General features: G+C 54.5%; 12 protein-coding genes. 5 read left to right on the plus strand and 7 right to left on the minus strand.

Annotated features, from left to right (window positions below):
- The first annotated feature begins 35 nt into the window (after positions 1 to 35).
- A complete protein-coding gene (locus tag L0U83_RS22845; RefSeq protein ID WP_233886363.1) occupies positions 36 to 956 on the plus strand; it encodes a ketopantoate reductase family protein in 921 nt (306 codons plus the stop codon).
- Between the two features lie 915 nt (positions 957 to 1,871).
- The gene (locus L0U83_RS22850; RefSeq protein ID WP_233886364.1) at positions 1,872 to 2,450 is read left to right on the plus strand and encodes a CGNR zinc finger domain-containing protein; all 579 of its coding nucleotides are present in this window, start codon (positions 1,872 to 1,874) and stop codon (positions 2,448 to 2,450) included.
- A gap of 504 nt (positions 2,451 to 2,954) precedes the next feature.
- Here L0U83_RS22850 and L0U83_RS22855 read toward each other — a convergent pair.
- From L0U83_RS22855 to L0U83_RS40875, 4 genes are all read right to left on the minus strand, one after another.
- Entirely contained in the window at positions 2,955 to 3,545 is a 591-nt protein-coding gene (locus L0U83_RS22855) for a chorismate mutase (RefSeq protein ID WP_233886365.1), read from the minus strand.
- A gap of 63 nt (positions 3,546 to 3,608) precedes the next feature.
- Entirely contained in the window at positions 3,609 to 4,589 is a 981-nt protein-coding gene (locus L0U83_RS22860) for a pyridoxamine 5'-phosphate oxidase family protein (RefSeq protein ID WP_233886366.1), read from the minus strand.
- A 474-nt stretch (positions 4,590 to 5,063) separates the two neighbouring features.
- Positions 5,064 to 6,335 carry an MFS transporter gene (locus tag L0U83_RS22865; RefSeq protein ID WP_233886367.1) on the minus strand — a complete coding sequence of 424 codons (1,272 nt, stop codon included), beginning with the start codon at positions 6,333 to 6,335 and terminating at the stop codon, positions 5,064 to 5,066.
- A gap of 92 nt (positions 6,336 to 6,427) precedes the next feature.
- Complete coding sequence (locus L0U83_RS40875) at positions 6,428 to 7,075, minus strand: CGNR zinc finger domain-containing protein (RefSeq protein ID WP_373321100.1); 648 nt, start codon at positions 7,073 to 7,075, stop codon at positions 6,428 to 6,430.
- A 180-nt stretch (positions 7,076 to 7,255) separates the two neighbouring features.
- Between L0U83_RS40875 and L0U83_RS22870 the strand changes: the two genes are divergently transcribed.
- The gene (locus L0U83_RS22870; RefSeq protein ID WP_233886368.1) at positions 7,256 to 8,257 is read left to right on the plus strand and encodes a LysR family transcriptional regulator; all 1,002 of its coding nucleotides are present in this window, start codon (positions 7,256 to 7,258) and stop codon (positions 8,255 to 8,257) included.
- 488 nt (positions 8,258 to 8,745) lie between these two features.
- On the opposite strand, the gene L0U83_RS22875 is transcribed toward L0U83_RS22870, so the two are convergent.
- Both L0U83_RS22875 and L0U83_RS22880 read right to left on the minus strand, forming a co-directional pair.
- Positions 8,746 to 9,447: an alpha/beta fold hydrolase gene (locus tag L0U83_RS22875; RefSeq protein WP_233886611.1), complete on the minus strand. Its 702-nt coding sequence runs from the start codon at positions 9,445 to 9,447 to the stop codon at positions 8,746 to 8,748.
- Positions 9,448 to 10,420: 973 nt separating this feature from the next.
- Positions 10,421 to 10,747 (minus strand): SUMF1/EgtB/PvdO family nonheme iron enzyme, encoded by a 327-nt coding sequence (locus L0U83_RS22880; RefSeq protein WP_233886369.1) that lies wholly within the window; start codon positions 10,745 to 10,747, stop codon positions 10,421 to 10,423.
- 1,124 nt (positions 10,748 to 11,871) lie between these two features.
- Here L0U83_RS22880 and L0U83_RS22885 point away from each other — a divergent pair.
- Together L0U83_RS22885 and L0U83_RS22890 are read left to right on the plus strand one after the other, a co-directional pair.
- Positions 11,872 to 12,759, plus strand: a complete 888-nt coding sequence (locus L0U83_RS22885) for a haloalkane dehalogenase (protein WP_233886370.1) — start codon at positions 11,872 to 11,874, stop codon at positions 12,757 to 12,759.
- A 413-nt stretch (positions 12,760 to 13,172) separates the two neighbouring features.
- A complete protein-coding gene (locus L0U83_RS22890) occupies positions 13,173 to 13,712 on the plus strand; it encodes an RNA polymerase sigma factor (protein WP_233886371.1) in 540 nt (179 codons plus the stop codon).
- 353 nt (positions 13,713 to 14,065) lie between these two features.
- Here the strand turns inward: L0U83_RS22890 and L0U83_RS22895 are convergent, their stop codons facing one another.
- Positions 14,066 to 15,043 (minus strand): zinc-binding alcohol dehydrogenase family protein, encoded by a 978-nt coding sequence (locus L0U83_RS22895; RefSeq protein WP_233886372.1) that lies wholly within the window; start codon positions 15,041 to 15,043, stop codon positions 14,066 to 14,068.
- Between the last annotated feature and the right edge of the window lie 142 nt (positions 15,044 to 15,185).

Below are 15,185 nucleotides of genomic sequence, written 5' to 3' on the forward strand. Positions count from 1 at the left end.
GACGTTTTTTTCACGTACTTATGTAGGAATGCAAAATGAAGATCGTTGTTTTGGGATCTGGCGGTGTTGGCGGATACTTTGGCGCACGACTTGCGGCAGCGGGCTACGATGTCACGTTCGTAGCCAGAGGGAAGCATTTGGAGGCGATGAGGGAATCTGGATTGAAAGTCACCAGTCCACTGGGAGACATTTTAGTCGAGAGGCCACAGGTTACAGAAGACGTCAATTCTGTAGGAAAAGTCGATTTGGTACTTGTTTCAGTGAAACTTTGGGACACTGAATCCGTAGCCGCATCGCTACGCCCTCTGGTGGACCGAGGTGCGTCCGTTATTTCTTTCCAAAACGGCGTACATAAAGATGAGATCCTCGCTCGGCACATTCCGGCTGAGTCTATTATCGGTGGCGTCTGTTACATCGCCGCTGTCATATCCGCGCCAGGTCATATCACGCATAGTGGCACCATGCAAAAGTTGACGTTCGGCGAGTATGACGGAAGCAAGTCAGAGCGCGTGAGCCTGTTCTACGAAGCCTGCAAAAGAGCATCGATTACGGCAGAGATTAGCGACAATATTAAGCGTGTAATCTGGGAGAAATTTGTTTTTCTCGTCGGCCTTTCCGGCACAACCGCTTCAATCCGAAAGCCCATTGGCCCGATTCGCGAAAACCCGGTTACTCGCGAATTTTTGCGAGAAGTGATGGCAGAAGTCGTCGTGATTGCGCGGGCGAAAGGCGTGGAGATGTCCGAGAGTTTCTCGGACGACCGTTTGGCGTTCTGCGACAGCATTCCGGCAGGGATGACTTCTTCAATGCATCACGACCTCGAAAACGGGAATCGCCTCGAACTGCCATGGCTCAGCGGGGGAGTTGCTGAGTTTGGTGCGCAACTGAAAATCGCCACGCCAAGGAACAAGACGATTGCTGAGATTCTCGAGCTTCATGTAATGGGAAAAAAATAACACGATCGTTGTATCACTTTCTCTCGATCCGGTCGCCAAGACGGCCATGATCGCTGCAAGCGTAAGCGTCCGACCTCGACACGGGTGGCCGCTTACCTGCAACCCACGGCGGCAACGGTCCGGATGTCTCGTTAGCGACCTCCAATTTGAGTGCGAGATGCGGCACGGCTAGCGTTCCCAATAAGCGGAAGTGCCGTCGCCAGCAAGTGCCCAGACATTGCAACGCTCCAGTGTTTCGTGAGACGGTGGAAACTGACAGCGGTTAGCCGGGTCAATTCCATGCCCTCAACTACCAGCAATCGATAGCCACGTCGCCGCCGTCCGTGCCGTGCGGCGGCGAACCAGGCGGGCAATGCGAGATCGCCGCTGGACATTTTGAACGTAGCGGCGAGACGCCCCAAAAGTCAGGTGGCTCAAGGGCCCCTTTGTGGCACATCCACGACTTTCGACATCAGAGTCCCTGACAGACGGGCAGCGCCCATACTGTCCGCAATGTAGGCACTGCACGCGGGAGACCGCCCAATCAAAAGGACCCGCGCCTGTACGTCGCATTCGACCGACGGTGCGAGTGAAGCTGCGCCTTGTGCCACACGCTAATACGTGCCGAAGCACTGCCGGTGCCGGTGCCGGTGCCGGTGCCGGTGCCAGTGCCAGTGCCAGTGCCAGTGCCAGTGCCAGTGCCAGTGCCAGTGCCAGTGCCAGTGCCAGTGCCAGTGCAGCGCACATTGACACCCAACCGCTGCGTGACGCGGCATATGTCGTCGCCGTCGGACTCGCCCTGTTCTGCACGCTAGAGCGTTGACTGCTGTATATTACGAATACCGGTTACATGTTGCCGGTCGCGGATGCCGCGCCCGCGACACGTAATGCTTTCGTAATGTTACAATTGCTCCGAATATTGGAGAATCGATTTTGATGATCGAACCTGAGTTTCTTACCCTCGCCGATGATCCTGCGCTGGATTTTATGAATACCGTAGTAATGGGCGAAAGCGGGTTGATTGATCAACTGGGAACCGACGACGATGTGCTGGTTTGGTTGCAGATGATGGGTTTTCTCGATAAAAGTGAGCACCCTGATTTTGAGCTCGAGGCGCTAGTTCGAGCCGCCCGTAGTTTGAGAGATGTAATCAGAAAGCTGGTTATCCAGAAAAAGAATGGCAAGCGCGTCGATATTGGGGCTCTTAATTCGTTCCTTGTACATGGCCGATACAAGGTTACCTTGGTGCGCGCAAGCGAAGGTAGTCTAGAGGTTGTGCAAGAATATGATAAGTCCACTCCAGAGCAATTGCTGACGGGGGTTGCGCACGCGGCGGCGGAGTTGCTGGCTGAGGGCAACTTCGATTTGGTCCGAAAATGCGAAGATCCCGATTGCGTATTATGGTTTTACGATAAAACCAAGGCTCATCGCCGGCGTTGGTGCAGCATGGCTTTATGTGGCAATAGGCATAAAGTTGCTAATTTCCGAGCACGGCAAAAGCATATCGAAGCGTAATTTTCAGCTTTTTGCTGCTGAGCCTTTCCACTTCGGCTTTCAGGTCGGCCATCAAAACGGGCCGTACGCAGCGAAATCCGTTGGTCTTTCAGCAGCAGCCGTAGGAGCATCCAGATGGACGCCGTACTGTCCACGCGCGTCGTGGCTTCCTTCGTGCTAGTGGCTAAACGACATGAAGGTGCGCCAACTGCGCTCTTCCCTCTGTGGACGCAGGCTTTGAAACACCCGGGTCTTCAGGGCGACACCCAACGACCCACAGTCTCGACTCGACGCGACGTCGTCGACCACGAAGCAGTTTTCTCTGCTTGCCGAAAGTAGCCGGTCTGGCATACGCCTTTTCAACGTGCAAGCACGCATGCCAGTCTTGCGCAGCCTTCAAAGCTGGCAGCCCGCCGTTTCGTCCGTCCAATACCTGATCCGGGCAGCTTACGAGCTGCCCACGTAGCCACGAACCCTCATCTGTGAAAAGGTTGCTTCACGACCTCTCTGCGTACCGCAGCAAAATCAAGATCTCACACAAACTCGTGCGACCGCACGGTCGAGCGCCACGAGATGAAGAGCATCAAGCGACGTTTCTTGGGCAACTTGCTTCGTCGCTAGTGCAACCAGTGTCTGACATTCTGCATTGCCGCGTAAAGCGGCCACGCCCTGCAGATTCTGAACGATAGAGAGCTGGAGCTTATCAAGAGCTGGGCGAACATCGGACAAGCTCTGGCGCGGCGTCGCTGGAGCACGACCTTGACGTCTCCAATTGTTCAGTAACGAATACTGAACCACTTTGTTGGCTTCGATCTGATCGGTGAAAATGTTTGTCGCGTCCTGAGCGGCTATGCCGTAATCAGAAGCCACCGCCGCAGCATTTGAAATAACTTGTGCCTCGCGCTGAGGGGCGTAGACGGGCTCACCGGTATCCCACTTACTCAGCGCGACTTGGTCAGCGGTGTTGAGGCGATCTGCCATGCTACGCACAAGCGGCACGAACGCATCTGCCTGCGCCGCAAACCCAGATGAACAGCAAGCCGCGAGCCATAAAGCCAGCGTGAATTTCGTGGCCTGACGAACACCGACACGTCCAATGATCTTCTTCGTTTCCAACACCTACTCCTATTGACGATCCTCACGTTCGACCTAGCAACTGGCGACGGCGTATCCAATACCTTAGTCTCGAGCTCTGCTCTCTTTCCACGCGCCTGTCATTTCGGTGCTTGGCGATACACCATCTGACGTGTCTATCCAGCGGAGCGGCAAAGCGCCTTCTCGACGGACCCCCTCTCGCACCTTAAATCTCCAGAAGAGCTCGGCGCCCGCAAATTCTTCGACACCGGACTCATTCAGCAAGACCTCTGCGTCCCCAGACAGCTGCAGGATGTCTCCGTTAGAAAAGTTGACAAACAGCAATCCAGCCTTGCGGGTAAGCAGGATGTTTCCCATGGTATTGAAGAACGCATTGCCCGCAAAGTCCGGAATGATCAGCTGATCACTGCCTTCAACCTTTACAAATCCACGCCTTCCGCCTCGGTGGGATACGTCGACGAAGCGCGCTCCGTTCACGTCAGCGTACGATGCAACAAAGAACGTGTCTGCGGTTGTAACCATCTCGCGCATACTGCCGTCGAGTTCGTGGGCGGTGAAAACCACCCGCTCGTTCGCGGCCGCCGACTCGTGGACGCGCAAAACCGCTCGTCGCTGTATGTACGCCGGGCAGTTACCAAAACTCTGTACAACCGAGACTATCAACCTCCCGTTCTCACTAGACCGTACAACTCCATTCATCCTGTTTCGCCGACGAGTCAGCAAGTCAATCCCTAAAAATCCAATCGATTGCCCCTCGCGAATGCCCACTGCAGCTGGATCGCTCGGATTCAGCTTACATTCCACCACCATCGAAACTGCGTCTGGCGTCTCAATGAACCCACGCTCCCCTGCGATCATAGTCGCCCACACGCCGCCTTCGTCGCTGACTGAGCCGGCCAAAAGAAATGGCAATTGTCCAAAAAATTCGCGATGTTGATCGAGCATGTAGTTCCGCACCACCTGCCTCGCGACGCCAGCCATTACGTCTTCGACTCCCGCGTATTTTTGCATCGCCAACTCGCCAGCATGCCACTCGCGGCCGTCTGACTCATCCATGTTGCTCATAAACTGCTCTCCTTCGTGCCGTCCTGGAATCGACGCTTCGCCAAACGTGGCTCCAGCCATAACAGCCCCACATCGACCTAATACCACTCATCGACTTCGGCTCATTGGTAGGTCCCTTAATCTGCAACCAATTCTCTCAACAGGTATCAAGTTCAGCTTGCGCCGTTGCGCCAGTTCCTGTTTGCTGACACGCCTTGAGGGTGTGATCGTAGTACCCTCGGCACGTTCGAGAAATTGCCTCGCGTGAATTGCTGTGATCCATACAGATCAACATTGAGACAGCGACACATTCGACTGAAGCTTTTACCTCCTGCGATTGGGCTATCCATTGCGGGCAGACATTCCGACGGGCGCGATGAGCAACTATGGACATCGGGAAGGTCACTAAGTCTGAAGTCGACAAGCAATCTCGTCATGACCTCCTTTCATCTCACCACGAACCACTGATTCCGAACGCTTCTTTTCCGTGCAACATCAACTTTTCGGTCGCGGCGCGAGGAACGGCGAGAGACCCATCATCGCAACAGCAATCACAAGCAGGCACGCCATCGACAATCCAAAACCGCCAGTCAGATCCCGCATGATTCCCACGCTGATTGGCCCTGCGGCCGCAATCAGGTATGCGATCAGAATAGCGAATGCGTTCCACGCATTCGCCTCTTCCGGACTGTCGGTGTTATCAAGAGGCAGAGTCATACCCAACGTAAAGGATCCGCCGAGCCCCATCGCCGCGAGCGCCACCCACAGCACCGGTGCGCTGTTTGGTGCAAACCGAATACCAGCACTTCCACCAACAACCAGCGCCGAACAAATCAGAAGCCAACGGCGCCGATCGTGCCCTTTGCTGAGCCAGCCAACCACAGGGTTCGCGCACGTAAAGGCAATCATAAAACTGGCAAGCACGAATCCCGCCTTACTCGTGGAGAATCCAAGCTCGTGGTCCATCGGCGCGATCCAAGACACAAACGCATAAAACAGAAAGTTCACACACGCCAAAAACAGCGCGATAGCCCAGGCCTTCAGGTTACCGAAAGGCAAACGCGTCTCTCCTGCGCCCGGTACAAAGCGAGCGCTTGTACTTAAGTCCGAGCGCTCAACTACGCGACATCCGTAGATACCCACGAGCGTCAATATTCCCCAGATTCCGGCGCCCGCACGCCAACCCCACGGTGACACACTAGCTATCACGCCAGTCGTCGCAGCAGAAATCGCTCCGCCAAACGACAGTGATGTAGCGTAAATTCCCATCAGCAATGCGGCCTTTGTGGGGAACCTCTCCTTGATCAACCCAGCGAATAACGCCCCTGAAATAGCAATACCAGCACCCACTCCCGCAGTCGCAACCAACAACGTTCCTATACCCGGCACCAGTCCGCGCGCAACAGTCGAGATAAACAGCCCGACGAGTGCGCCTGTCAGAACCCTGTTTCTGCCGAATCTTCGAGCTAGCCACGGAGTGGGAAGCGCGAGCAAGCCCATCAGCAAATCAGGTATCGCCGTCAAGAGCGATGCTGTCGCGTGCGACATGCCGAATTCCGCCTGAATGGCTGGAAGAATTGGCCCAATCGATACGATTCCTGGACGCAGGTTTATTGCCACGAGAACAATTGCGCCAATCGAAATCCATTCGTGCCGGTTAGCTCCAACGCTCACCTCACTTGCCATCATATGCTCCACATCAAACCCACAATTTTCCTGTTTCTGCCCGATCAAAAATTCGCAGCACCCAGGTTCAGCCCGGCTCATTGCAACGAGTCTGTATCTCGCGGCGCCCGCCGGATTGTGCAACCAATCACCCTTGTTCGCGCTGCCTCTGAATAAGCGCGGCGCTTCCCTCCCTATCCCTTCAGCTTCGATCTAAAGCGAGCGATCTTCTGCCGGTTGCCGCAAATCGCCATGTTGCACCAGCGACGTCGGTGGGCCCGCGTCCTGTCATAAAACCACATAGCGCAATGGTCCCCTTCACATTTCCCCAATAACCGAAAATCCCCGTTTGCCAATAGGTCCGCCGCCGCCAAAGCGATAGGTGCCACAGCCTGCGTCGTACTGGTACACGCGTACCTTCGGACGGACTTCAACGCGCCTTCTCCGCTATCCATCAACTCCACCGAATAACTGGCGGCGTGTAGGAATCGGTTCAGTCTGTTGACGTCAACCGCCTCTCCACTCTTACGCTGATTCAACAGATGCCTAACAACCTCTCGCAGTGCCTTCGCTTCGTACGCGAGTCCCCTGACTCTTGTACAGTCCACGACGCCGATACCAGTCAGGCCTTGCTTTTCGAACCAAAGCATTACCCCCTCGTCTGATTCGAGAAGATCCTCGTGCCTGCCGTCCTCAGAAAGCACTGTGTTAAGGAATTCAACTATCAAATCGTGAACCGGAACCATCGGCAACAACGACGCCATGTGACTCTCCCCAAAAACTGTCGTGACTGTAACCGTTAATCGAAGACTTGACAAGTTACTCAATCGTAGTACTATCATGACCCGGAAGCGAAGTTCGACTAGCACGCTGCACCATGGGAAGGCCTATCGTCTGGCACCTTTTCCTCCCTTTACCGGTTACATGCAAACGCGCAATGTTCTGATCCGGAGTGCAGGCCATCGGTTGAAATCGCGCACGTAAGTTAGTACTGCATTGATGAACGGGATGGGGGGCACCAGATGGGCCGGCTTGAGGCGATCAGGATATTCACGCGGGTTGCAGAGACCCGGAACTTCTCGAAGACTGCGGAAGTTATGGACATGCCGCGTGGCACAGTTAGTCGGATCATTCAGACACTAGAGGGACAGGTCGGCGTTCGCTTGCTAACTCGAAGCACCCGTCAGGTGAACCTGACGGATGCGGGGAAGATGTACTACGAGCGATGCAAAAAGATCCTAGAAGAACTGTCGATGGTCGAGTCGGAACTCTCGAACATCAAATCTGTTCCCAGCGGAACAATTCGGGTCGGCACGACGGGAACGATTGCCGAGGCGTTGGTCATGCCGAATCTTGACGAGTTCCTCCGCGAGTTTCCGGACATCGACGTGAGAGTCGGGATCGCCGACCGCAATATCTGCCTAGTGCAGGAAGGACTCGACTGTGTGATCCGAGCGGGTGCATTGGAAGAGTCGAGTCTCGTCGCGAGACGTGTGGGGAACGCGAGGCTTGTAACTTGCGCGTCGCCGACCTATTTGGAGAAGTACGGAGTCCCAGAATCTATCGAGGACTTGGAGAGCCATGTCGCTGTAAATTACATCTCTGCCAAAAGCGGCAAGCTGTTCCCTTTCGAATTTGAGCGCGACGGCGAGATTGCGAAGGTTGAGCTAAGAGGAAGAGTCGCAGTAGACGAAGGAATCGCGTACGTAAACGCAGCGGTGCGTGGGCTTGGCATCATTCAACCGTCGCGCTACATTGTGGCCGATTTGTTGCAAAGTGGTCAATTGCGGGAAATTTTTCCGACTTTTCGAATCCCGACGATTCCTATATCTATCGTCTATCCACATAGAAGTCACATAAGTTCTGCAACACGCGCATTTACGAACTGGATTACAGGTATATGTGTGCGAAACGACGATTTGAGCGCTCAACCGACGCAGCAAACGCGGAGCACGTCGCGCGGGGGTGCGTTGGTGGCTGTTGGAGATTTCGCCCATTCTGAGCAGCATTCTAAAATTGATTGAGTAACACCCACGAAGCGAGTTGCATCCTGATATCGCGTAACTAACCAGTAAATTCTCGCGTGCTTACTACTCCGATACCAGTCATACGAGATTCTTCATATTCTCGAGCGGCACATCGCCACGAGAACGAGCAAATAGTTTAACTCCGCCGAGATCCGGCATAAGCAACATCGTGACTTGGACCGAGGTCCTCCACTGACGAACGAAGCCGATTGACGCAAACCAAGCGACGATAGGTGCGTGCACGTAATCGCTCTGCCTGCACTTCACCCAATCACGAATGCACGCTTACGTTTCGGCGTCGACTCTGCCGAAGCCTTATAGTGCTGGCGGTGCATTCGCAGCCCCATCGGCGCCGGCAACAAATAGTAGCGCCTGTTATGCTTGAGCGGGCATAACAGGCGCTACGTCACTTCGTGATTATTCCCAGAAACTATGAATAGGCCCTGGACCAGCCGGACCTACTCCAGCTTGCAACCTTGCAAGTCTCAGCCTTTTAGTACCGCTCTCGCGGCACCTAGAACCACTGCCTCGACGGCCTCGTGCGCTGAAATCAAAGGAGTGTGATCGACATCTTCAACAACAACCGTTGCTCCCATTCGCTCCGCCATGAATCGCTGCGTCGCCGGATTGATCATCCTGTCCTCGTTCGCCACCAGGAACCAGCTCGGCTTCGACGTCCACGTAGTTGTCTTTACGGGTACGGTGATACATTCGACTGATATTGGCCGTTGCACGGCGGCGCTAAGTGCCATCTCTGTATAACTTGCATTTTGCGCGAACGCCTTAGTGAAACAGTGTCGAGGCATCCAGATATAACCCCGCTCATCCGGAGCCAGTTCGGGAGCGTTCTCGTGCTTTGGATCGCGAGAGAGGACGTTCGCCACCGCCTCGTCTGCAGACGGCGCCAAAGCAGCAACGAAGACTAGTCCCTTCACCCGCTCATGCTCGACTGCACCTATCACCGCTCCTGCGTACGCATGTCCAACGAGCAAAACTGGCCCTGAAGTTCGATCTACCACTGCCCTCACAACCTCAACATCCTCAGCAAACGTACTTAGTGGCAACTGGGCGCAAGTTACTTCCAATCCTTGCTCTTGAAGTGGCCCGACTACCTTTGCCCAGCTTGACCCGTCAGCCCATGCTCCATGAACCAGTACAACGGTTGCATCTTCGACAAACGTTCCCACCTTTATCTCCCAGAAAATGTTCAGAAACAACGACGTCGCAACTGTCTACGATCCTGCTGGGCCACCACAGCCGCGTCCTACGTCCACCTGCGCATCGGGCAGCTCCACTGTCCATCAAATCCCTAAAGCTCTCTCACGCCTCAACCCACCCTCTCGAAATACACACATCGAATATTCCAACCACGCGAAGGTCGCAGACTGCGAACCACCGCCCCCCCAGATGTATTCCGGCGTCGCGCATCGAGTACGCCAGCCTGGATAGGCGATTCCACAATACAGCCTCGTCCGCAATGCTGACTTGAAACATATTCTTTCACGGGCGAGCGTCAGCGAATAGATCGGTTTCTTAGACATTACTGTTTCCGCCACAACATCAAAGCGGTATCGCCAGATCAAAAATCTTCCGAGACCAACGATGTCGATGACTTTAGGCAGCTGCTGCAGACGCCGCTGCGCGCGGACAGAAACGGCGGCAATGCGGGAAACCTTTGGTATTGGTAACACCGCTGCCAAGCGCCACGAATAGTGATTCGCTACGGCGTAAGGGCCTTCGTGCTACTCTTGCCAAAACTGCCCCAAACAGCCCCCGCTCATCAGTCCACTCATCAATCGTGCACCAGCCTCCAGCTCGCAGTAAAAGCGTGGCCTCAGATGTCGTCGGCACAATCACAGATGTGTAGCAGTCGTCCAAATACATTCAAATGCTCCTCGCGAGTCGCAGGCCTGCAAATTTCCACCGCTGATGTGGGAAGAAGAAATTTCGATAGATTGCGCGGGTATGGCCGCTAGGTGTTGCGCAACCACTTCCCTTCAGGACGAACTGCCCGCATAAACTTACCGTTGTATTCGCCTACAACACCGGCGGGAGTTCGGAAGCCGAGAAATGGCAGAAAAGCAGAGCCCGCACATTGCCACACATCGCCGAACATCTGCTGCAATCCAAGTTCAGACTTTTCCGTTATTGAGAGCGGCTTCACAGCCCCTGCGAAATCCGAAAATTTCCTTTGGCCGGATCCACGCCCTCTGCTGCACTTTCCCACTCACATTCTGTCGGTGGCCTGACCACAGCCCACCGGGCGTATGCGTCAGCCTCGTAGTAGCTGATGTGACGAACCGGAGCATCCGGATCGATAGGCAGCAGTCCATCCAGCCCAAATTCATATACCCATTGCTGAGTTGAATCTTTACGCCAATGTAGCGGCGCATCGATCTTGTTGGTCTTGACCCATTCCCAGCCCTCCGACAACCAAAGACTTGGCTTCTCATCCGCCATCGGCAATGAACTGGAGTTGAGTAACAATTAACACCACTCTGATCAAGAACGTCTACACCGTGTCCTGTCTCCAATTTCCTGTAAATTCGGATCGTCGTGGGCGACGCCGTAACACTTCTTTCGCGAGATCCGCGTCACGGCGGACGAACCGAGAACGCAGTTATGCGTTAAATGACGAATTACATTTCTCCTACCAACAGGGTCACTTGCAGCTGCGTCTCAAACACTACCGCCCCCCCAGCTCCATTGGTCTTCGCTATCTGCGTATTCTCCCCAGCCATGCCGTGCGGGCCGTTAGGTGGCCAACTTGGCGCTGTCAGATATGCCGAGATTGCTCCGTGCAGCGTTTCTGCACGCAACTGAACTCTCGCCATCTAATTCAACTGCCGCGCGTGCCCGCCTCGGAAGGGATGAATCGTACGCGCGCGCACCCCGCTCAATTGGTATCAAATTTGGACAAGTGATATTCAGAGAGACATCAGTCCAACGACGATGGTCATCCTGGAGAAGGTCTGCACAATTTATTTTCCTGGTGCAGACACCTAACCAACCAATAAGCGTGCTGTGATCCTCGAGTACACAAATCGTTATCGAAAACAAAGACTTGAGATCATTTGTTGGACCAGATGACGCCGGCAGGCCGTCCACGTTGTGCGGTGCGTATCGGGATAGCTGGCACGAGCCGATAGAAGCGACTCACATGCTTTTTGATCATTCCTCCGCGAGGAACGTTGCACCCTCGCGAGGTTGAAATGTTGCGTAGAAAAGCTACGATACCCGTTACTCGATCGTCGTGGATTGCGGTGACAGGCGGGTTACATAGGAGGAATCAGCCAGATCATGTGCCGTGCTGCATGGCAGCAGTTCATCGATCAGGTTGATCGGGTTAGTTGTGAGGCGTGCAAGGATACGGCGCTCGCTGCCCTCGAAGACGATGGCAGATGAGTTCGCCGTACTTCGCCGGCTGTACGCGATCAACGTACATGTTGGTGCAGTATTCGCGAAATGTCCTTCTTACCCTTACATTTCGGATTCTTAACCTTTCGCTCATACAGCATATGTAACTTTATATATGCATGTTTATGAGTTACGCTTACTATCACCAAGTCCAACGGACGCGGTTGTTAGAAAAGTAATTTAGGAGAGTAAAAATGATTTCCGCAGCATTTCCATTTGAGAAGAAGCGCATGCGTATCCTCGATCGTGAGATGGCATACGTCGAGGTTGGCGAAGGCGATCCGATCGTGTTTTTGCACGGCAATCCGACTTCATCGTATCTCTGGCGAAACGTTGTGCCCCACGTTCAGCATCTTGGTCGGTGTATCGTCCCGGACTTGATTGGCATGGGCGATTCGGACAAGCTTCCTAACAGCGGTCCGAACTCGTATCGCTTTGTCGAGCATCGGTCTTACCTAGACGGATTGCTTGAAGCGTTGGATGTACGTAAGAACGTAACTCTCGTGATTCACGATTGGGGCTCCGCGCTGGGCTTCCACTGGGCAAATCGTCACCGCGATGCAGTAAAGGGTATCGCGTTCGGGGAAGCAATTGTGAAGCCGCAGGGTTGGGATCACTGGGACAAAATCGATATGCGTTGGGCCCTTGAAGATCTGCGGTCTGAGCGCGGCGATGACATGGTCCTGCGCGACAATTTCTTCATCGAGAAAATCCTCCCGGCGGCGATTATTCGGCCGCTGTCGGACGAAGAAATGGAAGCGTATCGTCGTCCGTTCAAAGAACCCGGCGAGGATCGGCGGCCGACTTTGACATTTCCGCGCGAGATCCCGGTGGACGGCGACCCTGCGGACGTGTACGAGATCGTCAAGGCTTCATCGGAATGGCTAGCGCAGAGCGATGTTCCAAAGCTGTTCTTCAATGTTCAGCCTGGCGCAATCCTCGGGAGTGCCGAGGAACTTGCATTTATCCGGAGCCTTCCGAAGCTGACTGAGGTGGAAGTTGCTGGACGTCATTATTTCCAGGAAGATTCACCGGACGAAGTCGGCAAAGCTATCGTCGATTGGCTGCAGAAGATCGGGTGAGGGATGACTGAACCCGGAGATTTCGGGTTTGATTGTTAAGAAGTACCACGTCGGAATGATGGTCACGTCCAGCGCCAACCGGGCCAGATGTGGCCATCGTCCATGGCTGAACCTACCAAATCGATGGCGAATCTAGCAAAACCTGCGGATCTGCTCGATCAAGCAAAGCATAGCTTCCATGCCAGTATCTGTGCCGTTGTTCCACAAAGCGACTACTGAGAATCTTTCCATCGATCTGTTGGTAGATTAAATCTGTTTTCTCCTCCTCCGTCGTGCTCCCGGTTCCGCGTGAACGTGAATACGACCGAGAACATTCCGAGCATAGGGGTTTTCGTTCGCCCTCCGAGTGATCCGGTCAAGACAACGGCTTGTCTGCGTAGACATATCGTCGAAAAGTAAAATCTGCCAAGCCGATGACCGTTGCCGAATTGTCCGCGCTCCTGCCACCCATGCTTCCACGATTGTGGGCATTTTCCCATCGCCTCTCTGGTGATCACCACGATGCCGAAGATCTCATGCAACGCGCATGCGTTCGAGCACTCGAGCGCGCGAATCGACTCGAGCCCGGAACGGCGCCACTAAGCTGGATGTTCTCCATCGTGCGATCCACGTGGTACAACGAACTACGCGCTCGGAACGTGCGCAATCGAGCGGGCGTAGAGTGGGATAACGACTTCCTCGAAACGGTTGCCGGTCCTTCCGCCAAGACACCTGAAGAACAGGCGATGAATCGACAAATCATCCGAGCCGTACAGCAATTGCCAGAAGCACAGCGTGCCGTCATGCTGCTCGTCGTGGCAGAAGGATTAAGCTACAGCGAAGCCGCCGAGTCGCTGGAAGTGCCGATTGGCACAATCATGAGCAGACTCTTCAGAGCACGCCAATCTATTGGTATGCGGTTCACCGATCGGCATAGCCGCCACGCTAGGATCAAGCCGCGCCTCAGTGAATGAGGAACTGCAAATCACCCCCTGCTAGCCGCGATATGGTCCGATATCACGCCCCCTCGCCGCGCTCGTACGCAGACTCTGCGACCGGGCACCGTGGACTCCCGACCCTGCAACCGGATTTTAGCCGTTTACTGCCTAACATAACTGGCGCTTCCAGCATGCAAGTCTTCGAAGAGTCGCTCCTTATTTTGCCCGCGCCAAGTGGCTATTTGAAAATCACTGAATTGCTTTGCGTCTTCCCCCCATGCACAGAAGGCGACGTGTTCCTCATTAAGCAAAGAACACGCCGCCGCAACTACGCCGTACGCGACAACAATCCTGCTACAAATTTGTAGCTTTAACGATTTTGCCTGCGGTCATTCGTCGTGCACCACCACCATCTTTCCGTTCGCTTCATGAGCCTCCATGACACGATGAGCTTCACGAATTTCATCAAATCGGAAAATGCGTGACGGCTTTGCCGAATAGTTCCCTGCAGCAATATCCGCAGCAATTTGCTGCAGAGGCACGTCGGAAAGGGGGAATTCAGGTGTACCGAAAACGAAGCTGCCAAAGAACGTGAAATCTACGCCACTCGGCATTTGCAGCAGCGGATTGAAATCAACGATCGGGTCAAGCCCACCGAGCCAACCGGCCAGACACACCTTACCGTCGCGACGCACCATCGACAGTGAATCCAGCAGCGTACTGTTACCGACCAAATCGAGTACCGCATCCAACTTCTTAGCTTCAGCGATATGCTTCGACAGGTCCGGACGCTCGATTTCAACGCGGCTAACGCCGAGCGCCTTCAGCTTTTCGAAGCGCGCCTCGCTGCGTGCGGTCGCGATAACCGTCAATCCCGCGTTAACAGCCAGGTTCACCGCTGCCAGACCGAATGACGATGTAGCGCCACGAATAAGGATAGTCTGACCGCGTTCAATCTTGAGGTTGCGGAACAGACACGTCCACGCCGTCGCATACGTTTCCGGAATCGCGGCCAGATCTGCCCACGGGAGATCCGACTCGATCACCGCGACATTTGTCGCAGGGACTCGAGTGTATTCGGCGTAGCTGCCGTTGATCGTACGACCCAACCCGCCCATCAACGCCGCTACCTTCTGGCCCACTTTGAACTCGCCCCCGGGGCACGAATCAACCACACCGACGCACTCGATTCCACTCACAGGGGCCGCCTCGGCCCATTCCCCACGACGCATGTGCATCTCGGCATGGTTAATGCCAAATGCCTTGATTTTGATAACAACAGTCCCGATCTCGGGCTCAGGCTTCGGAATATCCCGGAACACCAGCGCTTCGAGTCCACCAAATCCGTCAAGTACCACTGCTTTCATGATGCTTCCTTTTACTCAGATAATTTAACTCTCGGTCGTCCATTACGACCCGTGAATCTCCTTGGGAGATTCACATTTTCATGAATAAATTCGACAGTGGCGTTCGCGATCACTTCGGCGTGCATCCAATTTGCAAAATGGC

This window comes from Paraburkholderia flagellata (assembly GCF_021390645.1).
Classification (GTDB): Bacteria; Pseudomonadota; Gammaproteobacteria; order Burkholderiales; family Burkholderiaceae; genus Paraburkholderia; species Paraburkholderia flagellata.